The 23,182-nt window shown below is 62.2% G+C and carries 24 protein-coding genes; 15 read left to right on the forward strand and 9 right to left on the reverse strand.

Annotated elements, in window-relative coordinates; all coding sequences use genetic code 11:
- Nucleotides 1-136 precede the first annotated feature (136 nt).
- On the forward strand, nt 137-1,312 hold the full coding sequence (gene cfa, locus B9Z34_RS00780; protein ID WP_108426192.1) for a cyclopropane fatty acyl phospholipid synthase: 1,176 nt from the start codon (nt 137-139) through the stop codon (nt 1,310-1,312).
- Nucleotides 1,313-1,341: 29 nt separating this feature from the next.
- Here cfa and B9Z34_RS00785 read toward each other — a convergent pair whose 3' ends face one another.
- Nucleotides 1,342-1,470, reverse strand: a complete 129-nt coding sequence (locus B9Z34_RS00785; RefSeq protein WP_199220037.1) for a DUF3149 domain-containing protein — start codon at nt 1,468-1,470, stop codon at nt 1,342-1,344.
- 137 nt (nt 1,471-1,607) lie between these two features.
- Here B9Z34_RS00785 and B9Z34_RS00790 point away from each other — a divergent pair, with 137 nt between their 5' ends.
- From B9Z34_RS00790 to ahpF, 3 genes are all read left to right on the forward strand, one after another.
- Nucleotides 1,608-2,030, forward strand: a complete 423-nt coding sequence (locus B9Z34_RS00790) for a DUF423 domain-containing protein (RefSeq protein ID WP_108426193.1) — start codon at nt 1,608-1,610, stop codon at nt 2,028-2,030.
- Between the two features lie 127 nt (nt 2,031-2,157).
- A complete protein-coding gene (ahpC, locus tag B9Z34_RS00795) occupies nt 2,158-2,724 on the forward strand; it encodes an alkyl hydroperoxide reductase subunit C (protein WP_090141908.1) in 567 nt (188 codons plus the stop codon).
- A gap of 165 nt (nt 2,725-2,889) precedes the next feature.
- The gene (ahpF, locus tag B9Z34_RS00800) at nt 2,890-4,482 is read left to right on the forward strand and encodes an alkyl hydroperoxide reductase subunit F (RefSeq protein WP_108426194.1); all 1,593 of its coding nucleotides are present in this window, start codon (nt 2,890-2,892) and stop codon (nt 4,480-4,482) included.
- Between the two features lie 44 nt (nt 4,483-4,526).
- Here ahpF and hemP read toward each other — a convergent pair whose 3' ends face one another.
- From hemP to B9Z34_RS00835, 7 genes are all read right to left on the reverse strand, one after another.
- A complete protein-coding gene (gene hemP / locus B9Z34_RS00805) occupies nt 4,527-4,754 on the reverse strand; it encodes a hemin uptake protein HemP (RefSeq protein WP_233249361.1) in 228 nt (75 codons plus the stop codon).
- A complete protein-coding gene (locus tag B9Z34_RS00810) occupies nt 4,751-5,164 on the reverse strand; it encodes a biopolymer transporter ExbD (RefSeq protein ID WP_108426195.1) in 414 nt (137 codons plus the stop codon). Before B9Z34_RS00810 ends, hemP begins: the two co-directional genes overlap by 4 nt.
- On the reverse strand, nt 5,154-5,852 hold the full coding sequence (locus tag B9Z34_RS00815; protein ID WP_108426196.1) for a MotA/TolQ/ExbB proton channel family protein: 699 nt from the start codon (nt 5,850-5,852) through the stop codon (nt 5,154-5,156). The genes B9Z34_RS00810 and B9Z34_RS00815 overlap by 11 nt, the downstream gene beginning before the upstream one ends.
- 23 nt (nt 5,853-5,875) lie before the next feature.
- Nucleotides 5,876-6,514 carry an energy transducer TonB gene (locus B9Z34_RS00820; RefSeq protein ID WP_233249362.1) on the reverse strand — a complete coding sequence of 213 codons (639 nt, stop codon included), beginning with the start codon at nt 6,512-6,514 and terminating at the stop codon, nt 5,876-5,878.
- A complete protein-coding gene (locus B9Z34_RS00825; protein ID WP_108426198.1) occupies nt 6,511-7,197 on the reverse strand; it encodes a Fe2+-dependent dioxygenase in 687 nt (228 codons plus the stop codon). Before B9Z34_RS00825 ends, B9Z34_RS00820 begins: the two co-directional genes overlap by 4 nt.
- Nucleotides 7,198-7,208: 11 nt before the next feature.
- Nucleotides 7,209-9,437, reverse strand: coding sequence for a TonB-dependent siderophore receptor (locus B9Z34_RS00830; protein ID WP_108426199.1), 2,229 nt, complete (start codon nt 9,435-9,437; stop codon nt 7,209-7,211).
- Nucleotides 9,438-9,579: 142 nt separating this feature from the next.
- A complete protein-coding gene (locus tag B9Z34_RS00835) occupies nt 9,580-10,623 on the reverse strand; it encodes an extracellular solute-binding protein (protein WP_108426835.1) in 1,044 nt (347 codons plus the stop codon).
- 167 nt (nt 10,624-10,790) lie between these two features.
- Here B9Z34_RS00835 and B9Z34_RS00840 point away from each other — a divergent pair, with 167 nt between their 5' ends.
- On the forward strand, nt 10,791-11,675 hold the full coding sequence (locus tag B9Z34_RS00840; RefSeq protein WP_108426836.1) for a patatin-like phospholipase family protein: 885 nt from the start codon (nt 10,791-10,793) through the stop codon (nt 11,673-11,675).
- 191 nt (nt 11,676-11,866) lie between these two features.
- Here B9Z34_RS00840 and B9Z34_RS00845 read toward each other — a convergent pair whose 3' ends face one another.
- A complete protein-coding gene (locus B9Z34_RS00845) occupies nt 11,867-12,400 on the reverse strand; it encodes a phasin family protein (RefSeq protein WP_108426200.1) in 534 nt (177 codons plus the stop codon).
- A gap of 193 nt (nt 12,401-12,593) precedes the next feature.
- On the opposite strand from B9Z34_RS00845, the gene B9Z34_RS00850 reads away from it, so the two are divergent.
- From B9Z34_RS00850 to B9Z34_RS00895, 10 genes are all read left to right on the forward strand, one after another.
- Entirely contained in the window at nt 12,594-13,523 is a 930-nt protein-coding gene (locus B9Z34_RS00850) for a histone deacetylase (protein ID WP_108426201.1), read from the forward strand.
- Nucleotides 13,520-13,972 carry a thioesterase family protein gene (locus B9Z34_RS00855; RefSeq protein WP_108426202.1) on the forward strand — a complete coding sequence of 151 codons (453 nt, stop codon included), beginning with the start codon at nt 13,520-13,522 and terminating at the stop codon, nt 13,970-13,972. Before B9Z34_RS00850 ends, B9Z34_RS00855 begins: the two co-directional genes overlap by 4 nt.
- Complete coding sequence (locus B9Z34_RS00860) at nt 13,969-14,706, forward strand: nitroreductase (protein ID WP_108426203.1); 738 nt, start codon at nt 13,969-13,971, stop codon at nt 14,704-14,706. Before B9Z34_RS00855 ends, B9Z34_RS00860 begins: the two co-directional genes overlap by 4 nt.
- Before the next feature lie 26 nt (nt 14,707-14,732).
- The gene (locus B9Z34_RS00865; RefSeq protein WP_108426204.1) at nt 14,733-16,604 is read left to right on the forward strand and encodes an ABC transporter permease; all 1,872 of its coding nucleotides are present in this window, start codon (nt 14,733-14,735) and stop codon (nt 16,602-16,604) included.
- On the forward strand, nt 16,601-17,410 hold the full coding sequence (locus B9Z34_RS00870; protein ID WP_108426205.1) for an ABC transporter ATP-binding protein: 810 nt from the start codon (nt 16,601-16,603) through the stop codon (nt 17,408-17,410). The genes B9Z34_RS00865 and B9Z34_RS00870 overlap by 4 nt, the downstream gene beginning before the upstream one ends.
- On the forward strand, nt 17,397-18,047 hold the full coding sequence (locus B9Z34_RS00875) for an ABC transporter ATP-binding protein (RefSeq protein WP_108426837.1): 651 nt from the start codon (nt 17,397-17,399) through the stop codon (nt 18,045-18,047). Before B9Z34_RS00870 ends, B9Z34_RS00875 begins: the two co-directional genes overlap by 14 nt.
- A 108-nt stretch (nt 18,048-18,155) precedes the next feature.
- The gene (gene pncB / locus B9Z34_RS00880) at nt 18,156-19,340 is read left to right on the forward strand and encodes a nicotinate phosphoribosyltransferase (protein ID WP_108426206.1); all 1,185 of its coding nucleotides are present in this window, start codon (nt 18,156-18,158) and stop codon (nt 19,338-19,340) included.
- A gap of 99 nt (nt 19,341-19,439) precedes the next feature.
- A complete protein-coding gene (locus tag B9Z34_RS00885; RefSeq protein WP_233249403.1) occupies nt 19,440-20,819 on the forward strand; it encodes a sodium:proton antiporter in 1,380 nt (459 codons plus the stop codon).
- Nucleotides 20,819-21,805, forward strand: a complete 987-nt coding sequence (locus B9Z34_RS00890; protein ID WP_108426839.1) for a D-glycerate dehydrogenase — start codon at nt 20,819-20,821, stop codon at nt 21,803-21,805. Before B9Z34_RS00885 ends, B9Z34_RS00890 begins: the two co-directional genes overlap by 1 nt.
- Nucleotides 21,802-23,181 carry a DNA recombination protein RmuC gene (locus B9Z34_RS00895; protein ID WP_108426207.1) on the forward strand — a complete coding sequence of 460 codons (1,380 nt, stop codon included), beginning with the start codon at nt 21,802-21,804 and terminating at the stop codon, nt 23,179-23,181. Before B9Z34_RS00890 ends, B9Z34_RS00895 begins: the two co-directional genes overlap by 4 nt.
- Nucleotide 23,182 lies beyond the last annotated feature (1 nt).

The raw sequence follows: 23,182 nt of genomic DNA on the forward strand, positions 1-23,182 counted from the left end.
GCGATTTCAGTCGGTTCGTACCGTGAAATCGGTACTCGACTACTGGCTTTGTTGGATGTACAAAGGCCCCCTGGTTTCCTAGCATGGTTTGGGTCAAGGGTCTCTGGCCCAAATTGCATCAGCACAGGAGAACGGTATGGCCTCAGACCTCACTTGGGACAAGAGCGAAACATCGATCTTGCAGACCGACGACAACTGGCGTCGAGCCAGCGAGTTGCTGGCCACGGCCGATATCCAGGTCGGGGGCAGCCGGCCCTGGGACATGCGTGTGCACCACCACGCCACGTTCGACCGCATCCTGACCCGCGGCAGTCTGGGACTGGGCGAGAGCTACACGGACGGCTGGTGGGATTGCGACCAGGTGGATGAGCTGATCACCCGCATCTTGCGGGCGCGGCTGGACGAGCAGGTGGGTCGGGCCGGTTGGTTGTGGGCATCACTCAAGGCGCGGCTGACCAATCTGCAGTCGCCGCACAGGGCCTGGCAGGTGGGAGAGGTGCATTACGACCTGGGCAACGATTTGTACGAAGCCATGCTGGACCCGTCCATGGCCTACAGCTGCGGCTACTGGCCTGTGGCCCAAAACCTGTCGCAGGCGCAAGAGGCCAAGCTTGACCTCATTTGCCAAAAGCTGCAGCTCCAACCGGGCATGACGCTGCTGGACATCGGTTGCGGCTGGGGCAGCCTGATGCTGTTTGCGGCCCGCCATTACCGCGTCAAGTGCGTGGGCCTCACTGTCTCGAAAGAGCAAGCCCGCCTAGGGGCCGAAAAAGCGCAGGATTTGCCTGTGCATTTCGAGTTGGCCGATTACCGGCAATTCAACCCCCATGGCGAGCAGCGCTTTGACCGCATTGCCTCGGTGGGCATGTTCGAGCATGTGGGTCACAAAAACTACCGTGCTTATTTCGAGATGGCCCGGCGTTCTTTGCGAGACGATGGCTTGTTCCTGCTGCACACCATCGGCAAAAACCGGGCGGGGGCGGGGATTGACCCGTGGATTGAAAAATACATCTTCCCCAACGGGGTGCTGCCTTCGGCCTCCGAGATCGCGTATTACAGCGAGGAGCACTTTGTCATGGAAGACTGGCACAACTTTGGCGAAGACTATGACAAAACGCTGATGGCCTGGCATGCGCGTTTTGAGGCGGCCTGGCCGGGGTTGAAAGCACGTTACGGGGAGAGCTTTTACCGCATGTGGCGCTACTACCTGCTGTGCTGCGCAGGCACCTTCCGAGCCCGCGACAACCAGCTGTGGCAAGTGGTGCTGTCACCAGGCGGCAAGACCGGGGGCTACCGCAGGCCTTTGATGTGAGGATGGACCCGAGGCAGTCAGTCCATGACTCATTCCTTGTTGTTCATCTTGCGCACAAACATGCGCACAAAGAAGGCGGCCATCAGCAGCACGAACAGGATCACGGCCAAACTCATCAGGCCGTAGTCGGTGGAAAACAGGTCGGTCAAGAGTTTCATGGGGCTTCCTTTTGTTGGTTTTGATGTTTGACTGTGCTGCAAAAGCCCCGAAAAAGCGCTGACGAAAGTCAAGGTCTGGGCGTGCGCCGTGCTCCAATGAGCCTTGTCCTTTTTTCTGGCGCTGAGCCCAGCCTGACATGATCACCTCGCCGATGTTTTCCTTGCCTGTGTCCGCCCGCATTTTTGGTGCTTTGGGAGCGCTCAGTGCCTGCACCAGCGTGGTGTTCAGTGCCGCGTTTGCCCATTTGCCGGTCTTTGCCGCAGGTGTGCCGACAGCGGTGCAAACCGCCTTGAGCCAGCATCAATTCCATTCGGTGGGCTTGCTGATCACGGGTTTGGCCATCGGGGTGTGCGGTGTGTCCCGCTGGAGTTTGGCTGCGGGTGGGCTGATGCTGGTGGGTTTGCTGTTGTTCAGCTTCAACCTGTATGCGCGGCATGTGCTGGGTTTTGACGCCTGGCGCGCGGCAGTGCCTTGGGGTGGGGCGGCGTGGATTTTGGCTTGGTTGAGTCTGGCGGTCGCTTGCTTCCAGGGGCGTGTAGAGCCAGGTGGTTGGGCTTGAAGCCGAAGGTTTTGCCTATCGGTCCCATAAAAACTACTCATGAGTGAAAACCCTAGGTTGCATTATGATTGCGACCAATGAGTTTTCTCATTCGATAGTTTTTTTAAACCAACCCAAGGAAATGACCATGTCCTCTTTGATCAATACCCAAGTCCAGCCTTTCAAGACCCAAGCCTTCCACAACGGCAAGTTTGTGCAAGTGTCCAACGAAACCCTCAAGGGCGAGTGGTCTGTGCTGATTTTCATGCCCGCAGCCTTCACCTTCAACTGCCCCACCGAAATCGAAGACGCGGCCGACAACTACGCCGAGTTCCAGAAGGCCGGTGCCGAGGTTTACATCGTGACCACCGACACCCACTTCTCGCACAAAGTCTGGCACGAGACATCGCCTGCCGTGGGCAAGGCCAAGTTCCCCCTGGTCGGCGACCCTACACACCAGCTGACACGCGCTTTTGGCGTGCACATTGAAGAAGAAGGCCTGGCACTGCGCGGCACCTTCATCATCAACCCCGAAGGCATGATCAAGACCGCCGAAGTGCACTCCAACGAGATCGCCCGCGACGTGTCCGAGACCCTGCGCAAGCTCAAGGCTGCCCAGTACACCGCCGCCAACCCCGGCCAAGTGTGCCCCGCCAAGTGGAAAGAAGGCGCCAAGACTTTGGCTCCTTCCATCGACCTGGTCGGCAAGATCTAAATCTTGTTGGTGACGCCCTGATCTTTCAGGGCGTTGGGTTCAGCACATGCAGGCTAAGCGCTGGCGTGTGCTGCGCCCAACGATTTCCCACTCACTTTTTGTCCCCCAGACCTGCGCCACAAGTGCGGGTCCGAGTTCACTTCACCCTGAAAACTGGAGAACACCATGCTCGACGACACCCTCAAAGCCCAATTGCAACAATACCTGGCCCTGTTGCGCCAGCCGATTCGCCTGATTGCCTCGCTCGACGACAGCGAGACTGGCGTGGAAATGAAGCAATTGCTGGAAACCATCGTGGGACTGTCCGACAAGGTGTCCCTGGACACGTCAGGCGATGACGCCCGCAAGCCTTCTTTTGTGGTGGCGCGTGACGGCCAAAACACCGGGGTACGATTTGCCGGTTTGCCGCTGGGCCACGAGTTCACTTCGCTGGTTCTGGCGCTGCTGTGGACCGGCGGCCACCCGCCCAAGGTCGAGCAAGACGTGATCGACAGCATCAAGGCGCTGGACGGTGGCTTCAACTTCGAGGTTTACATGTCGCTCAGCTGCCACAACTGCCCCGACGTGGTGCAGGCGCTCTCGCTGATGGCCATCGTCAACCCCAAGGTGAAGACCGTGGTGATCGAAGGCGGTGCCTTCCAGGCCGAAGTCGAAGCGCGCCAGATCATGGCCGTGCCCATGGTGTTCCTGAACGGTCAAGTGTTCGGTTCGGGCCGCATGTCGGTCGAAGAAATCGTGGCCAAGCTCGACACCAACGCCGGTGAGCGCGACGCGGCCAAGCTCAGTTCCAAAGACCCGTTTGACGTGTTGGTGGTGGGCGGCGGCCCGGCTGGTGCGGCCGCTGCCGTGTACGCGGCCCGCAAAGGCATCCGCGTGGGCGTGGCCGCCGAGCGTTTTGGCGGCCAGACCAACGACACCATGGCCATCGAAAACTACATCTCGGTGCTCGAGACCGATGGCCCCAAGTTTGCGGCAGCCCTGGAAGCGCAGGTGCGCCACTACGAGGTGGACATCATGAACCTGCAGCGTGCCGACAAAATCATCCCCGCCAGCCAGCCCGGTGGCCTGATCGAAGTGCGGATGGCCAATGGTGCGAGCCTCAAGGCCCGCTCGGTGATCCTGTCGACCGGCGCCCGCTGGCGCAACGTGAACGTGCCCGGCGAAGCCGAGTACAAAAACAAAGGCGTGGCCTACTGCCCGCACTGCGACGGTCCGCTGTTCAAGGGCAAGCGCACGGCGGTGATTGGCGGCGGCAATTCCGGCATCGAAGCGGCGATTGACCTGGCGGGTATCGTGGCCCACGTCACGGTGTTCGAATTTGCCGACCAGCTCAAGGCCGACGCGGTGCTGGTGAGCAAGCTCAAGAGCCTGCCCAACGTCACTGTGCACACCAATGCCCAAACCACCGAAATCACCGGAGCGGACGGCAAGGTCAATGGCATCCGTTACAAGGATCGCACCACGGGCGATGACCACTGGGTCGAGCTCGAAGGCGTGTTCGTGCAGATTGGCCTGGTGCCCAACACCGAGTTCCTCAAAGGCACTTTCGAATTGAGCAAGTTCGGCGAGATCGTGGTGGACGCCAAGGGCCACACAAATGTGCCCGGCGTGTTTGCAGCCGGGGACTGCACCACCGTGCCTTACAAGCAGATCGTCATTGCTGCAGGCGAGGGCGCCAAGGCCGCACTCAGCGCCTTTGACCACCTGATCCGCTTGCCTGCTGTGGCCCAAGCCGAGGTGGTCGTCGAAGCGGTTTGAGTTCGGCAGTGCCCCTGATCAACCCGGCACCTTGGCCGGGTTTTTCATTTGGTCAGGATCAACTTGCCCTGCCGTGTGCTTTGCAGGCGGTAAGTGGCCCCCAGATGCTCAATGAGCACCAGGTTCTGGTCGCCCAAGACATCGCGGCTGTCCAGGGTTCGCGGGTTGGTGGACTTCACCTTGAGCCCTTGGTGGGCAACGGCAGGGGGCAGCTTTGGCGCATCCATTTCTTTGCAGGGTGGGGTGATGGACACAGAGGGCGTAGCGTTCATGGCCGCTGGCCCTCAGTGACAAAACCGATCCGGCTCAGCCCGGCGCGTTGGGCTGCCGTCATGGCCTGGGCCACACGCTCGTAGGGCACGTTTTTGTCGCCCCGGATGTAGAGCTGGGGTTGCGGCTCGCGGGCGGCTTGCGCGCGCAGGCGCTCTTGCAGCGCATCGGCGCTCACGGCCTGCTGGTCCAGATAGAACTGGCCCTGGGCGTCCACCGACAGTTGCAGCTTGTCGGTTGGGGTCTGGTCGCGGCTGCTGCTGGCACGAGGCAGCGCCACTTTGACCGTGTGCTGGATGACGGGCATGGTGATGATGAAGATGATGAGCAGCACCAGCATGACGTCCACCAGGGGGGTTATGTTGATTTCGCTCACGACCTCATCGCTGTCTTCGTGGGCTTCAAAGGCCATGCTGACCTCCGTGGTGCTGAACACGGGCCCCGGTCACAAAGTAGGCATGCAGATCGTGCGCAAAGCGGTTCATGCGGGCGATGATGAACTTGTTGCCGCGCACCAGGGCGTTGTAGCCCAGCACGGCGGGAATGGCGACGGCCAGACCCAGTGCGGTCATGATCAGCGTCTCGCCCACCGGGCCGGCCACGGCGTCGAGGCTGACGTTGCCGCTGGCACTGATGCTCACCAGCGCGTGGTAAATGCCCCAGACGGTGCCAAACAGGCCCACGAAAGGCGCGGTCGAACCGATCGAGGCCAGAACGGCCAGGCCGTTTTGCAGGCGGCTGGTGCTGTCGTCGATGGCATTGCGCAGGCTGCGTGTGACCCAGTCGCTGATGTCCAGCCGGTCGTGCAGCTGCTTTTGTGCGGCTTGGTGGTGTTCGGTGGCTTCCTGGCCGACTTGGGCCAGGGTGTGGAACAGGTTGCCGGGCCGCTGGCTGAGCACCGACAGGCCTTCGGCCAGGCTGGTGGTGTGCCAGAACTGCTCGCTGCCCAGGGCGCTTTGCTTGTGGCGCCAGACGTCCAGCGCCTTGAGCACGATGACCACCCAGCTGATGACCGACATGGTCATCAGGGCCATCAGGATCAGGTGGGTGACGGCGTCACCTTGCGCCCAGATGTGGGACAGGCCGAAAGAGGTGGGCATGAAATTACTCCTTGAAATGGGGGTCAGTCGAGAACAAAGCGGATGGGGACGTTGAACCACATGGCTTCGGGCTGGCCGGCGCGCTTTCCGGGCACATAGCGCCAGCGTTGCACCGTCTCCAGGGCGGCGTCATCCAGCCGCGGGTAGCCGCTGGTGGTTCGGATGTCGGCTTTTTCGGCGCGGCCTTCGGCATTGATGAAAACCCGCACGAGCACCGTGCCCTGTTCGCCCAGGCGGCGGCTCATGCGCGGATAAGCTGGCGGCGGGTTGTTCAAGTAGTCGGCGTCGCTGGATGGCAGCACCATGGCCTGGGCGACGGTCGGGGCCGGGCGTGCGCTGCCAGTGGTCACAGGGGCCGCAGCGGCGGTGGGCGATCTGGGGACGGCGCTGGTGGCGGGGGCGAACTCTTTGGGCTCGATTTGGGGCTCGGGCGTCACGGTCTGCTGCACGGCAGGGCGCTGTGCAAGCGCTTGCGCTGGCCGGGTCGGTGTCGTCTGCACGGGCTGTGCAACGGCCACGGGAATTTCAGCCACCACGCTGGCCAAAATGACCGGGTCGCTGGCGCCCGGCAAGCTGGGGCTGGTCAGCGGGTGGACGACCAGCCAGACCACTCCGGCATGGGCCAGCAAAACGGCGCCACTGGTGCGCAGGACAGATTTCATGTGCTGGCCCATTGGCGCAGGAGGTTGTGGTAGACGCCGGTCAGTGCAATGGTCTCGGTGGTTTCGCCCAGCTGGGCGCGCAGTTTGAGCAGGCTCATGTCCAGGTCGAACAGCAGGCGGCGTTGCTCGTCGCTGCGCACCATGCTTTCAATCCAGAAGAACGAGGCCAGCCGCACGCCGCGGGTGACGGGCGTGACTTCGTGCACGCTGGTGCCGGGGTAGAGAACCGCGTCGCCCGCAGCCAGCTTGACGCCCCTGCTGCCCCAGCTGTCCTGCACGCACAGCTCGCCGCCGTCGTAGTCTTGCGGCTCGCTCAGGAACAGGGTGCAGGAGATGTCGCTGCGCACCCATTCGCCAGTGCTGGCCGAGTGCATCACGGCGCCATCCACATGCGGACCGAAGGCATTGGTGTCGCCGCCGTAGCGGTTGAACAGCGGGTTGTAGATGCGCCGGGGCAGGGCGGCCGACAGGAACAGCGGTTCGCGTTTCAGGGCCTGGCGCACGAGCGCCTGCAACTGGCGTGACACCGCGCTGTCCTGGGCGAGTTGCTGGTTGGATTTGCGGGTGCGGGCCTGGCTGCCCGCACTGACGCGGCCATCGAGCCAGGGGGCGTCGCGGCCCAGCAGCTGGCGGGCCTGCGCGACTTCGTCGGGTGTCAGCAGTTGTTGGAGTTGCAGCAGCATCCGTGTTGTCCTCAGAACAGGGTTTTCAGGCTCAGTTCCACGCGGCGTGGCGCACCCGGCATGTAAAAGCCGCGGTACAGGCTGTCGGCGTAGAGTTGGTTGCCCAGGTTGGTGATGTTGAGCTTGAGCAGGGTGGCGTCGCTCAGGGTGTATTCGGCCATGGCGTCCACGGTGGTGAAGGCCGGTGCCGTGACATGGCGCGCGCCCTCGGGGTTTTGTTCGCTGCGGTGGTTCAGGCCAGCGCCCATGCGCCACTGCGGATGCAGGCGCCAGGTGGTCCAAAGGCTGGCACTGTGTTTGGGCGTGAGGGCGGAGCGGTCGCCTTGCACCTGGGCACCGGTGCCGTTGGCGCTCAGGGTCTGGTTGCTCACGTCGATGCGGGCCCTTGGAATCCAGGTGTGGTTGAAGAACACTTCCCACGCAGGTGTGATGCGACCTGCGAAGTTGAACTCCATACCGCTGGCGTGGCGCTGGCCGGACAGCAACATCTGGCTGGCTGCGCTGTCGGGGTCGGTGTTGCGCTCGTTGTATTTTTGGGAGTGGAAGAAGGCGATGCCGAGCAGCGTTTTCTTTTCGAACAGTTCTAATTTGCTGCCGATCTCGATGTTGCGGCTTTTCTCAGGTGAGGTGTTGGCGGTGCGGGCATTGTGGCTGCCTGCCGCAAAGCTGCCCAGGGCGAACTGGTAGGTGTCTCCCGAGGTGTTGTAAGAGGTGCCATAAGAGACGTAGTAAGTTGCGTCGTCTGCGGGCTGCCAGATGGCACCGATCCGTGGGCTCCAAAGTGTGTCATTGCGCTCGTTGCGGTTGCCGCTGGTGTCGGTGTATTGCGCCGAAAACCGGTCCATGCGCAGCCCCACGACGACTTTGATCGCGCTTGTGAGGCTCAGGGTGTCCTGCGCATAAAGGCCAATGTTTCGAGCCCTGAAGTGGTTAAGAGCCAACGCGCGGGTGTCAGTGATCGACTGGCCGTCGTTGGGTGTGCCGACGGTGGTGCCCAATGCAGCGTAGCTGAGCCCCGCTGTGGCGTTGTTGTTGCGCAGGGCTTTTTCATCGCTGTAGTCCACACCGGCGAACAGTCTGTGCCTGTGGCCAAGGGCTTCAAAGCTGGTGGTGTAGTCGCTCTGGATTTGTGTCAGATCGCTTTCGGCGCGGCGGGCTTTGGGCGAGCGGGTCAGCGCGGTGCTGTTGCCGAGCGTGGACAAGGTTGTGATGTTGGTGAATCGGATGGCGCTGGCCAGCAGGTCGCGCTCGTAATGGCCGTGGCGAACAGTGGTCTTGAGTTCGCTGTCCTGGTCGAAGCGGCGCTTGTGGCTGAAGGTGCCGTAGCTGCTCTCGGTGCGCAGGTGGTCGCTGACCAGCCCGTAGTAGTTTTTGGCGGGCAGTGTGGGCACCAGGGTACCGATCGAGCCGCTCGCGCTGGTGATGGCGCTGCCGGTGTTGATCAGCCAGGGGTGGTTGTAGAGCGGGCGGCCCTTCGTTTCGAGGTGATACAGGCCCAGCGCATATTCGTCGCGCTCGCCAATGCCCCAGCGGTAGGTGCCGGCCACGCCTTTCTTGCCCACTTTGGCGCCCCAGTTGTCGGCCTGGTGGTCCATGACGTTCAGGCGCACGGCCGAACTCTCGCCCTTCTGCCGGTTGAAGTCACCGGTGATGCGGCGCGTGTGGCCGCTGCCTGCCATGACATTGATTTCGTTTTGGTCCATCAGGAAGGGCTGTTTGTTGACCTGGTTGACCACGCCACCGGTGGAGCCTTTGCCAAACAGCATGGAGGCCGAGCCCTTGAGCACTTCAACCCGGTCGAGGTTGAAGGTGTCGCGCTCGATCAGGGGGGCGTCGCGCAGGCCATCGACGTAGATGTCTCCAGCCTGGCCGAGCGAGAAACCGCGCATGCGCACATCTTCTTCTCCGGTCTCGCCCGCCATGAAAGTGACGCCTGCAGTGGTCTTGAGAACTTCCCGGAAATCGTCCAGATTGCGCTCGTCCATGAGTTTTTCGGTCATCACCGTCACGGTCTGGGGTATGTCCTTGAGTGCCTGATTGCCTTTGGCAATGCCGGTTCTTGTCACCAGCAGCTTGTCTTTGGCGGCAGTGGCCGATTCCTGCGTGTCTCGAACGGTCACGGTCTTGAGGGTTTTTTCAGGTGCTTCCTGCGCGAGGACCTGTGCAGTGGTGCCGAGTGAGCCGGCCAGCATCATGGCGGCCAGGGGCAACAATTTGTTGGGGGTGGTGGGTGCGTTCATGGGGCGATAGCCTTGAAAAGTTGCTTTCACAGCAAAACGAAGACAAAGGCTGGCTATCACCCCATGCCGCGAGGCAGGGCGAATGGCTTGCTGAGGAAACGAAAGGAGGGCGGCAGGCACTGGCGCCTGCCGCAGGCGGGCTTTACTTGAAGCCGACGCGGTCGAGCATTTGCTGGACCTTGATCTGGTTCATGCCGACGGCGCTGATCGGGATCAGTTCGCTCTTGAAGCTGCCGCCGGTCATGGCCTTGAGGGCCGGATTGTCAAAACTCACGCCTTTGGCCACGGGCCATTCGTTGTTGCCGTTGGCAAAGTGGTTCTGGGCTGAGGGGCTGGCCAGGTATTCCAGGAACTTGATGGCGTTGTCAGCGTTTTTGGCGTTTTTAGCCACCGCGCCACCGGCCACGTTGACGTGCGTGCCCCAGCTATTTTGGTTTGGAAAGACCACGCCGATCTTTTCGGTCACGGCCTTGTCGGCCGGATTGGTCGAGCGCATCAGGCGGGCGAGGTAATAGGTGTTGGTCACGGCCACGCCGCATTCGCCAGACGCCACCCCTTTGATCTGGTCGGTGTCACCGCCCTTGGGGCTGCGCGCCATGTTGTCCACCAGCCCTTTGAGCCAGACTTCGGTTTTTTGCGGACCCAGGTGCTCGGTCATGGCGCCGAACAGGCTCAGGTTGTAGGGGTGCGAGCCGCTGCGGATGCACAGGCTGCCTTTGAGCTTGGCGTCGGCCAGTTTTTCGTAGCTGTCCACATCGGTTTTGCTGAATTTGACTTTGTCGTACACGATCACGCGCGCCCGTGTGGACAGACCAAACCAGGCGGTGCCACCGTTGTCGGCAGGCTTGGCACGCAAGTAGGCGGGGATGGCGTCTTCCAGCAGTTTGGATTTGACGGGTTGGAACAAGCCGTCGACTTCAGCGCGCCACAGGCGCGAGGCGTCCACCAACAAGATCACGTCGGCAGGCGAGGCGGCGCCTTCTGCCTTGAGGCGAGCGAGAATACCGGCATCGTCCGCATCAACCCGGTTGATTTTGATGCCGGTGGCTTTGGTGAAGTCGCTGTACATGACTTCATCGGTCGGGTAGTGGCGGGCTGAATAGATGTTGAGCACTTTGTCTTGGGCCATGGCCGATGTGGCGCTCATGAGGCAAGCGATGCTCAAAAGGGATTTGGAAAATGTCATGGTGGTGTCGCGCTGGGTGTGTGTTGATAGCCAGAGTTTAATCCAAATGCGAATCATTATCAATAAGATTTGAGGAAAACATGCATTCATTGAAGGGTTTTGGCCAGCAGGCCAGTCAAAAATCCAACAACCAGGCTTGGCCCTTGGTCAAGCGGGCCGCCTGTGGGCTGGGACTCTTGGCAGCAGGGCTGTTGCTCGGTGCATGCAGCAGTTTGCAAACAGCGCCGCCAGTTGAGCCCGGCGTCCTGCCTGTGGCTGAGCGCCGCGAGTTGCGTCTCGGACTGGCCTTGGGCGGTGGTGCAGCCAGGGGGTTTGCCCATGTGGGCGTGATCCAGGTGCTGGAGGAGGCGGGTCTCAGGCCCAGCCATGTGGTGGGCACATCGGCTGGCAGCTTGGTGGCCTCCTTGTATGCCAGCGGCAAAAGCCCGCAGGAGTTGGTGCGTGTGGCCGAATCCATGCAGGAAGCCGAGATCACCGACTGGATGCTGCCGATTCTGAACCGGGGGGCCTTGCGCGGAGAGGCTTTGGCCAAGTATGTGAACACCCAGGTGGGCGGCAAAACGCTGGAACAGATGAAGATTCCGCTGGGCATCGTGGCCACCGACTTGAGCAGCGGGCAGGCGATCACGTTCCGAAGGGGCAATACCGGTGCCGCGGTGCGGGCGTCAAGCGCAGTACCTGCGGTGTTCCAGCCCGTGCGCGTGGGTGAGCGGGAATATGTCGATGGCGGTCTGGTGGCCCCCGTGCCTGTGCGTCAGACCCGTGAGATGGGGGCCAACTTTGTGATCGCGGTGGACATCTCCAGCGACCCGGAGGGCAACCCTTATGGCGACACTTTCCAGATCCTGATGCAAACCTTCGCCATCATGGGCAAAAGCATCAACACCCTGGCGCTCAAAGAGGCCGATTGGGTGGTGCGTCCGGCTTTGTCTGGGGTCAAAAGCGCTGATTTTGGGGCACGCCAGCGGGCCATTGAAGCGGGCCGAGCCGCCATGCGGGCTGCGTTGCCTGCTCTGAAAGTGCGTTTGGCCCAGTTTGAAGAGGGGCGATGAGGGCTTTGGCCCGTGACAGCTGTTTGTCACACCCGCGAAGTCGGGTATCCACGGTCGCTGAAGGATAAAAAAAGGGCTGATCTTGCGATCAGCCCTGGAAGGGATCCCTGTTTCCCAGACGAAATTCAAAGAGATCCGAGGAGACAACTTGCAGCGAACAGGCCTTTGCAAAACCTGTCCGCGTTGAAAAATCACTTCTTCTTGCCAGCCTTGGGGGCAGCAGTTTGTGTCACGGCGGCCAGGTTGGACTCGGCCAGATCGGTGGCTTGCTTGACGGCTTTTTGCACCGACTCAAAAGCTGTGTTGGCGGCGGTCACGGCACCCTTCATCATGGCCACAGCTTGCTCGGAGCCAGCTGGGGCGTTTTGGGCGGCGCTGTCCACCAAGCTGGCGAACTGTTTTTGTGCCGCAGCGGCCTGGGCTTCGAAAGCCTTGGTGAACTCGCTGTTGGTGCCCGAGGCGATGTCGTACAGGTGGCGGCTGTAAGCGGCGGTTTTTTCAGCCAAAGGCTGGAACAGGTTGGCTTGCATGGCCAACAGTTCCTGTGCGTCTTTCACGCTCAGGGCGGCTTGGGTGTTGTTGGCGGACTCGTCCAGGGCAGCCTTGGCCACGCTCAGGTTCAGTTCGACCATTTTTTCCACGCCTTCGAAGGCTTTGGCGGTCAGGCCAAACAGGGTTTCCAGGTTGGCTTTGTGCGAGGCGACGATTTGTTCAGCGGTCATCATGAGGATCTCCAGATCAAAAGATAAATGTGGTTTCAGGAAGACTGCGCCGTAACTGGCCGGGGCCGTACAACTATGTTGCAGTGCAGCATGGTTTGAATTTTAGGGTTTCCACGGGGTATTGCAAGGGGATAGACCTGCTGACGGCTCAGTTTAGAGAGCGTTTTCTAGAATCAAGGCCCCACCAGACCCCAGCATGCACGCCTACTACGCCGACCATTTCGTCCTGCCTTTGCCCGAAGGCCACCGCTTTCCGATGCGCAAATACAGCCGCCTGCGCGACCGCCTGACGCAAGAGCTGCCGGGCGTGGTCATGCGCGAAGCCCCAGCCGCGAGCGATGGCGAGCTGGCGCTGGTGCACACACCCACCTACATCCAGGGCGTGGCCACGGGCAGCCTCGAGGCGGCATTGCAGCGCGAGATCGGTTTCCCCTGGAGTCCGGCCATGGCCGAGCGGGCGCGCCGCTCGGTCGGGGCCACGGTGGCTGCAGCGCGGGATGCGCTGGCCCAGGGCGTGGCGGGCAATCTGGCGGGCGGCACGCACCACGCCTATGCGCACAAGGGCGGGGGCTTTTGTGTGTTCAACGACATTGCCGTGACGGCCCGCCTGATGCAGGCCGAGGCCTGGCGGCACCACCGGAAAAAGCTCAAGGTGGCGGTGATCGACCTGGATGTGCACCAGGGCAATGGCACGGCGCATATTTTTGCGGGCGACCCGAGCGTGTTCACCCTGTCGCTGCACGGCGAAAAGAACTTCCCCTTCCGCAAAGAGCCGAGCGATCTGGACGTCGGCCTGCCGGACGGCTGCACCGACGAGCCGTATCTGGCCACGCTGCACCAGGCGCTGCAGACCCTGCAGGACCGCTTTGATCCGCAATTGGTGATTTACCTGGCCGGGGCCGACCCGCACGAGGGTGACCGGTTGGGGCGGCTGAAATTGACTGCCGACGGCATGCAGGCGCGAGACCGGGTGGTGATGGACTGGGCCTGGCAGCGCAGGCTGCCGGTGGTGCTGTGCATGGGCGGGGGCTACGGCCACGACATCGAGACCACGGTGCAGGTGCAAATGCAGACCTGGGATGTCGCTTTGGGCTACTGGCAACGCTGGCACAATCTCGGGCGATGAACACCCCTGTTTCACCCACAAGCAAACCCCAAGCCGACGCCCGCAGCAGCTACAAAGCGTTTCGCGCCATCAGCACCCGCTGGATGGACAACGACGTCTACGGCCATGTGAACAACGTGGTCTATTACAGCTGGTTCGACACTGCGGTGAACGCCACCCTGATCGAGCAAGGCGTGCTGGACATCCACGCGGGCTCGACCATCGGCCTGGTGGTGGAAACCCAGTGTTTTTACTTTGCGCCCTTGGCGTTCCCTCAAACCATCGACGCGGGCATTCGCGTGGCCAAGCTGGGCACGTCCAGCGTGCGCTACGAGGTGGGCCTGTTTGCGCAGGGCGAAGACCTCACCGCCGCCCGGGGCCACTTTGTGCATGTGTACGTGGACCGCGAGACCCGCCGACCCGTGCCCCTGCCGGCCGCACTCAAAAATTTTCTGGAGACTTTGACATGAGTATTTCCCCCATCGGACCGCAGGTCAGCACCCGCGTGAACGACCCGGCGAGCGTGGACGCCGCCATCCTGAGCCGCTTTTCAGCCCGCGCTTACTTGCCCAAAGCCGTCGACCGCGGCGTCTTGCAAGAGGTGCTGAGCATTGCCGCCCGCGCGCCCAGCGGCACCAACACCCAGCCCTGGAAGGTCTATGTGCTGCAAGGTGCCAAGCGCGACGAGCTGGTGGCCAAGACCTGCGCGGCGCACGACGCCATCAGCGCCAACCCGGCATTGGCCTCTGATTACGCCGAGGCCTACGACTATTACCCCGAAAAATGGGTCAGCCCCTACATCGACCGCCGCCGCGAGTGCGGTTTTGGCCTGTACGGCGTGCTGGGCATCGGCAAGGGCGACAAGGCGCGCATGCACCAGCAGCACCAGCAGAACTTCCACTTCTTCGACGCGCCTGTGGGCCTGATCTTCACCATCGACAAGGTGATGGGTCGGGGCAGCTTGCTGGACTACGGCATGTTCTTGCAAAGCATCATGGTCGCTGCCCGGTCGCGCGGCCTGCACACCTGCCCGCAAGCGGCGTGGAACGGCTTTTCCAAAATCATCCTGCCCCATGTGGGCGCGGGCGAGAACGAGATGGTGGTCTGCGGCATGGCGCTGGGCTATGCCGACGAGTCGGCGCTGGTCAACACCTTCCAGACCACGCGGGTGCCCGCTCAAGACTTCACCCACTGGGTGGACTGACGCTTCTATAAAGACAAGGGTCTGGTTTGGGATTCGACGCACTGGCGCTGCAACTGCTCAATGGCCTGAGCCACGCCACCACCTTGTTCTTGATGGCCTCCGGGTTGACGCTGATTTTTGGCGTGACCCGGATCGTCAATTTTGCGCATGGCAGCTTCTTCATGCTGGGCGCTTTGTGGTCGGCTCATGCTGTGACGAACTGGTGGCCCGCCATGGCGGACACCGCCTGGAGCTATGGTGCGGTGATCTTGATGGGCGCGTGTGTGGCAGCCTCGCTGGGGGCGCTGACCGAAGTCACGCTGCTCAAGCGCATGCGCCATGCGCCGCAGCTCTACCAACTGGTGGCCACCTTCGGCCTGACGCTGGCGCTGCACGACGCGATGCGCTGGTTCTTTGGCCCTGAAGAGGTGTTCGCGCCGCGCTTTCCGGGCCTCAAGGGCGCGGTCCAGCTGGGCGAGTCGTATTTCCCGACCTGGCAACTGTTCACTTTGGTGCTGGGGCCGCTGGTCTGGCTGGGCCTTCACTTTTTGCTCACGCGCACCCTGTGGGGTCAGCGCGTGAAGGCGGCCACACAAGACCGCGAGATGCTCGCCGCGCTGGGCGTGAACCCCGCGCCGCTCATGCTGGGCGTGGTGATGCTGGGCTGCGGTCTGGCAGGGTTGGCCGGGGCGCTGCAGCTGCCGCGCGAGCCCGCGCATTTGCAGATGGACGTGAACGTGGTGGTCGAAACCTTTGTGGTCGTGGTCACGGGTGGGCTGGGCAGCATTGGCGGGGCTTTTGTGGCGGCGGTGCTGATCGGCGTGATCCACGCCTTGGGCCTGAGCTTTTTCCCGCAAGCGACCTTGGTGCTGGTGTTTTTGACCATGGCGGTGGTGCTGGTTTGGCGGCCGCAGGGCCTGGCCGGGTCGGCCGCCCATGCCGAGCAACGCGAAAGCGTGCCGGTGTTTGCGCTCTGGCCTGTGGCAGCCTGGGGGCGGGCGCTGTTGGTGGCGGTCTTTGTGGGTTTGACGCTGCTGGCCTGGGGTCAGGGCGATTACGGCCGCAGCTTGGCCGAAGACGTGATGGTGATGATGCTGTTTGGCCTGAGCCTGCAGTGGATGATGGCGCTGGGCGGCCTGGTCAGCTTTGGCCACGCGGCGTTTTTTGCGTTGGGCGCTTATGGCGCAGCGCTCTCGCACCTGCACTGGGGTGCTGCTTTGCCGGCCGCTTTGGCCGCAGGCATGGCGCTGGCGCTGGCCGTGGCCTTGGCGTTTGGCGCTTTGGTGGTGCGCAGCAGCGGGGTGTACCTGGCCATGCTGTCGCTGGCGCTGGCGCAAATGATTTGGGCAGGGGCCACGCAATGGGTGGACCTGACAGGGGGCGACAACGGCCTGATCGGCCTGCGTTTGATCGCCCCCGAGTCGCGTGCGCTGTGGGACGCAGCGCTGGGTGTTTTCATGCTGTTGGCTTTGGCGGGCATGGCTCGTGTGGCCCGCTCGAGCCGGGGCGCGGCTTTGCAGGCTCTGCGCGACGCGCCGCTGCGGGCAGCGGCCAGCGGTTTGCCGGTGCAGGCCTTGCGTTACCAGGTGTTTGTGGGCAGCGCCACTTTGGCGGGCCTGGCCGGGGGCTTGTGGGCGGCGTTCAAAGGGGCGGTGTTTCCGTCGGTGGCCTCGGTCGCCATGTCGGTGGACGCTTTGCTGGTGATTTTGCTGGGCGGGGTGCACCAGCTCTGGGGCTCGGCCGTGGGCAGTGCGCTCTTGGTGTGGGGCGGGGCTGAGTTGGGGCAGGGTCTGGACTATTGGCGCGGTGTTTTGGGCTTGGTCATCATGCTCGTCATGGTGCTGGCGCCCAGTGGTGTGCTGGGCGGGCTGCAAATGGTGCTGGCCCGCTTTGCTTCTCCAAAGGGGAGCCGCGCATGAGCCTTCAAGCAGTTTTGCAGGTGCGCGGTCTGGCTAAACACTTTGGCGGTGTGCGCGCCCTGGACGGTGTGGACTTCTCTGTGCCCGCAGGCCAGTGTGTGGCCCTGATCGGCCCCAACGGCGCGGGCAAGTCGACTTGCTTTGCCTGTCTGGCGGGTCAGCAGGTGCCCACGGCGGGTGAGGTGCTTTGGCAGGGGCAGTCCCTTTTGGGCAAACCGCCTGCCGAGCGTCAGCGCCTGGGCGTGGCCCGCACCTTCCAAGTAGCGCAAACCTTTGAGGCGCTCACGGTGCTGCAAAACATCCAGCTGGTGCTGCGCTGCGCCCAGCCGCTCGCTTGGTGGGACCGGCTGGACCGCCGCCAACCCGAGCGGGCGATGCGTCTGGCCGCGCAAGCGGGTTTGCGAGTCCAGGCCCACACCACCGTGGCCGATTTGCCTTACGGCGCCAAAAAGCGCCTGGAGCTGGCCATGGCACTGGCGGGCTTGCCCAACGCTGTGCCCCATCCGGGTGCCCATGCAGCGCCGTCCTTGCTGCTGCTGGACGAACCTGCTGCCGGGCTGGCCCTGGCCGAGCGGGCCGACATGATGGCGCTGGTGCGCCAGGTGGCAACTCAGGGCGTGACGGTGCTCTACACCGAGCACAACATGGACGCCGTGTTTGGCGTAGCCGACCGTGTGCTGGTGCTGATGCATGGCCGTTTGGTGGCCGACGGCCTGCCCGAAGCGGTGGCGCAAGACCCGCAGGTGCGCGAGCGCTACCTGGGGCTCGATTTCGACATGAAAGGTTTGCACGATGCTGACCGTTGAAGGGCTGAACGCCTGGTATGGCCAAGCCCAGGCCTTGTTTGATGTGAGCCTGTCGGTGGGCGAGGGCCAGCTGATCGTCATTCAGGGCCTGAACGGCGCGGGCAAATCCACGCTGCTGCAAAGCTTGATCGGCATCGGCCCCCGGGCGCAAGGCCGCATCACCTGGCAAAACCAGCCCATCCAAACCTGGCCCGCGCACCGCCGCGCCCGGGCGGGGCTGGGTTTTGTGGCCGAGGACCGACGCTTGTTCACCGGCTTGTCGGTGAAAGAAAACCTGTGGATCGCCGCAGCTTCGGGGTCAAACGCTCAGGCCACGCCCGCACAGCGCTTTGAGCGCGTGATGTCTTTGTTCCCCCAGCTGCAAACCATGCTGCACCGCCCGGCCAGCCAGATGAGCGGGGGCGAACAGCAAATGCTGGCGCTGGCCCGCACCCTGATGATCGGCCCGCGCCTCTTGCTGCTGGACGAGCCTTGCGAGGGCATCGCCCCGGTGCTGGTGGCGGCCATGCGCGACGCGTTGTTGCAGCTGGCCCGCGAAGGCGTGGCCATGCTGGTGGCCGAGCAAAACAACATCCTGGCCCGGCACGCGCAGCGGGTGCTGGTGCTGACCAGTGGACGGATGGACGGGGCGGCCTGATGCCCGCAGGCCCCCCAGCTGAGCGCAGCCGCATCAGGATGCGCTAGCTGGCCATCCCTTACACTGCCTGACAACACGAGCGGCCCCAGCCGCCAGAGACAACACATCATGATCATCACCAGCCTGCTCGACACCGACCTGTACAAATTCACCATGATGCAGGTCGTGCTGCACCAGTTCCCGGGTGCACAGGTCGAATACAAGTTCAAGTGCCGCAATCCCGGCGTGGCGCTGGCCCCGTTTGTCAATGAAATCCGGCAGGAAATCCGCTCCTTGTGCAGCCTGACCTTCAAGGAGTCGGAGCTGCAGTACCTGCGTTCGCTGCGTTTCATCAAGAGCGACTTTGTGGATTTTCTGGGGCTGTTCAAGCTGAACGAAAAATACATCCAGGTCACGGCGCTGCCTTCTGGCGAGATCGACATCACCATCCAGGGCCCTTGGCTGCACACCATCTTGTTCGAGATTCCGGTGCTGGCCATCGTCAACGAGGTGTATTTCCGCAACACCCAAAAAGTGCCCGACCTGATGGAGGGCCGTCGCCGTCTGGACACCAAGATCGCCCAACTGCAGGCCCCTGGCCTGGAAACCCTGAAGATCGCGGATTACGGCACCCGTCGCCGCTTTTCTCGGGCCTGGCACGAAGAGGTCTTGCGCGTGCTCTCGGCCCGTTTGGGCACGGGGCCCGAAGGGCAGTTTGCCGGCACCAGCAACGTTTATTACGCTTATTTGTTGGGCCTGACGCCCCTGGGCACCATGGCGCATGAGTATTTGCAGGCGGCGCAGGCCCTGGGTCCGCGCTTGCGCGACAGCCAGGTCTTTGCTTTCGAGTCCTGGGCTAGGGAATACCGCGGTGACCTGGGCATTGCCCTGAGCGATGTGTACGGTTTCAACGCCTTCCTGCGCGACTTTGACATGTATTTTTGCAAGTTGTTTGACGGCGCTCGCCACGACAGTGGCGACCCGTTCAGCTGGGGTGAGCGCATGATCGCGCACTACCAGCAAAACCGGGTGGACCCGAAAACCAAGACGCTGATTTACAGCGACAGCCTGACCATTCCGCGCACCATCGAGCTGTTTGAGCAGTTCCGCGGGCGCTGCCAGCTGGCTTTTGGGGTGGGCACCAACCTGACCAATGACTTAGGTTACGAGCCCCTGCAGATCGTCATCAAGATGACGCGCTGCAACGGCCAGCCTGTGGCCAAACTGTCGGACTCGCCGGGCAAGGGCATGTGCGATGACGAGAAGTACTTGGCCTATTTGCGCCAGGTGTTTGAAATTGCCCCAAGTGCCTGAAATGGCTCGGGATGCCCGCTAACATACGGCACCATTTAACAGGAGATGCGCATCATGAGGTTTTTGGATACCCGATGGAATGCTTGGTTGGCTTTACCAATGCTAATGGCCATGTCCGGCGGGGCATTCGCCGCCGATTTTGATGGCGCGCAGTTGTCGGTGATATGGGGGGTGCCATTTGCGGGCATTTTGCTGTCTATCGCCTTGATGCCTTTGTTGGTGCCGCATTTTTGGCATCACCATTACGGCAAGGTAGCTGCCGCGTGGGGGGTGGCTTTCTTGTTGCCATTTGCCATCGTCTTTGGGCCAGCCGCTGCAGGCGTTAACGCTGTGCACGCTTTGTTTGCTGAATACATTCCCTTCATCATTTTGCTCACGGCCTTGTTCACCGTGTCGGGTGGTATTTTTATTCGTGGCAATTTGCATGGCAGTCCAGGCTTGAATACGGTCATCTTGGCCATTGGCGCGGTGCTGGCCAGTTTCATGGGGACCACGGGAGCGTCGATGTTGCTGATTCGTCCCTTGATTCGTGCCAATGACAATCGCAAGCATGTGGCGCATGTGGTTGTGTTCTTCATCTTCATTGTGTCGAACGCAGGGGGTTCGCTGACCCCGTTGGGTGATCCGCCGCTGTTCCTGGGTTTCCTCAAAGGGGTGGATTTTTTCTGGACATTGCAAAACATCTTTCCCGAAACCTTGTTCATGTTGGGCAGTCTGCTGGCGATTTTTTATGCCTTGGACACTTGGTACTACCACCGTCGCGAGGAGCTTTTGCCGCAAGATCCCACCCCGGATTCCCGGAACATTGGGTTTGATGGAGCCATCAACTTTGTTTTGCTGGGCGTGGTGGTCAGCTTGGTGCTGATGAGCGGGTTCTGGAAATCCCCCGTCTCTTTCAATATTTACGGGACTCAAGTGGGTCTGCCCGGCGTGTTGCGCGATGTGGGCCTGGTGGCCGTGACCCTGTTGTCGCTCAAAATCACCCCCAGTAAGGTTCACGAGGACAACCAGTTTGGCTGGGGACCCATGGAAGAGGTTGCCAAGTTGTTTGCCGGCATTTTCCTCACCATCATCCCCGTGATCGCCATGCTCAAGGCGGGTACCAACGGGCCTTTTGGTGCCGTGGTGTCTGCTGTGACCAAGCTCGACGGCAGCCCGGACGTGATGATGTACTTCTGGATCACGGGCTTGCTCAGCTCTTTCCTGGACAACGCGCCCACTTACCTGGTGTTCTTTAATACGGCCGGGGGTGACCCGCAGGTCCTGATGACCACGCTGGCCCCCACTTTGGCGGCCATCTCGGCGGGTGCCGTGTTCATGGGGGCCAACAGCTACATTGGCAATGCGCCCAACCTCATGGTCAAAGCCATTGCCGAAGACCGTGGCGTGAAAATGCCCAGCTTCTTTGGTTACATGCTCTGGTCGGGCGGCATTTTGGTGCCACTGTTTGTCGTGATGAGTTTCATCTGGTTCAAATGATGTCCAAACCTTCCATTCTGGTGGCCCGCGCCATCTTTCCCGAGGTCCTGCAGTCTTTGGCTCAGGTGTTTGAAGTCGAGAGCAACCAGGCCGACGAGGTCTGGTCTGCCGCCGAGCTCACCCGCCGCATGCAGGGCAAAGCGGGGGCTTTGACCACGGGCAGTGAGCGCATCGACGCGGCGCTCTTGCAGGCCAACCCGCAACTGCGCATCGTGGCCAACATGGCCGTGGGCTACAACAACTTCGACGTGCCCGCCATGACCGCTGCGGGCGTGGTCGCCACCAACACCCCCGATGTGTTGACTGAGACCACGGCCGACTTTGGCTTTGCGCTCTTGATGGCCACGGCCCGGCGCGTGACCGAGAGCGAGCATTACCTGCGAGCTGGCTTGTGGAAGAAGTGGAGCTACGACATGTTTGCGGGGGCCGAGGTGCATGGCTCGACCCTGGGCATCATCGGCATGGGGCGCATCGGACAAGGCATTGCCCGCCGTGCGGCGCATGGCTTTGGCATGAAGGTCATCTACCACAACCGTTCGCGCCTGAGCGCCGATCTCGAAGCCGAGTGCAAGGCCACTTATGTGTCCAAGCAAGCGCTGCTGCAGACCGCTGACCATGTGATGTTGGTCGTGCCTTACAGCGCCGAGTCGCACCACACCATTGGCGCGGCCGAGCTGGCCCAGATGAAACCCACCGCCACGCTGGTGAACATTGCCCGTGGTGGCATCGTGGACGATGCGGCCCTGGCCAAGGCCTTGGCGGCGCGGCAAATCGCCGCCGCAGGCATCGATGTGTTCGAGGGTGAGCCCTCTGTGCACCCCGACTTGCTGAAAGTCCCCAATGTGGTCCTGACCCCCCACATCGCCAGCGCCACCATCAAGACCCGCAAGGCCATGGCCCAGCTGGCCGCCGACAACCTGGTCGCCTACCTGACCCGTGGCCAGGCCTTGACCCCCTTGAACACCCTACCAGGCGCCGCTGCATGAGTGAATGGGTGCTGCTGGCCCTGGGCGGGCTGAATGTGTTGCTGTTGCTGGGGCTGTGGCGTCGCTCCACAGCCACCCCTGATGCGCAGAGTGCGCAAAACGCTCAGGATCTGCGTGCCGCCGAGCAAACCGCTTGGCAGCAACAGCAGTTTGCTGCTGTGCTGGCCCAGACCGAGCGGCTGGAACGTGAGCTGCGCACCGAGATCAGCCAGTCGGGCGTGCAAGGCCGCCAAGAGGCCATGCAGACCCTCACCTTGTTCCAGCAATCGCTGCTGCAGCAAAGCGCAGAAGCCACCCGCACGCAAAACCAGCAAATTGACGCGCTGGCCCAGCAACTGGCCTTGCTGCAAAAAAGCCTGACCGACAGCCTGGCCCAACAGGTCAATGCGCTGTCGGAAGCCAATGCCCGGCGCCTGACCGAGATGCGCGGCACCATGGAAACCCAGCTGGCCCAGCTGCAGCAAAGCAATGCCGCCAAACTGGACGAAATGCGCCAGACCGTGGACGAAAAACTGCAAGCCACCCTGCAAGCCCGCCTGGGCGAGAGCTTCAAGCAAGTGGCCGAGCGGCTGGAGCAGGTGCACAAGGGCTTGGGCGAAATGCACAACCTGGCACAAGGCGTGGGCGACCTCAAACACTTGCTGACCAACGTCAAAACCCGTGGCATGTTTGGCGAGGCGCAACTGGCCTCGCTGCTCGAACAAGTCCTCACGCCCGAGCAGTACGCGGTGCAAGTGGCCACCCGCCCCGGCGACAAAAACCGGGTGGACTTTGCGATTCGCCTGCCGGGCCGCTCTGACAGTGGCCAGCCGGTTTGGCTGCCGATTGACGCCAAGTTTCCCAACGAAGACTACGAACGCCTGCTCGAAGCCCAAGGCCGCGCCGACCCGGTGCAGGCCGAGTTGTGCGCCAAGGCCCTGGAGACACGCATCAAACTCGAAGCCAAATCGATTGCTGAAAAATACCTGGAGCCCCCGCACACCACCGACTTTGCGGTCATGTTCCTGCCCACCGAAGGCCTGTACGCCGAAGTGCTGCGCCGCCCCGGCCTGATGGAGGCGCTGCAGCGCGACCACCGCGTCACGCTGGCAGGCCCGACCAACCTGATGGCCATGCTCAACGCCTTGCAAATGGGCTTCAGAACCCTGGCGCTGGAAAAGCGCTCCAGCGAAGTCTGGCAGGTGCTGGGCGCGGTCAAGACCGAGTTTGGCAAGTTTGGCGATGTGCTCGACAAAGTGCGCAACCAGACGCAAACCGTGCTCAACACGCTGGACCAGGCCCAGACCCGCAGCAACGTGATGAACCGGGCCTTGCGCCAGGTCGATGCCTTGCCCGAGGCCGACGCACAAGCCCTGCTGCCCGGCGGGGACCACTGAT

Source organism: Limnohabitans sp. Hippo3 (assembly GCF_003063665.1).
GTDB lineage: Bacteria > Pseudomonadota > Gammaproteobacteria > Burkholderiales > Burkholderiaceae_C > Limnohabitans_A.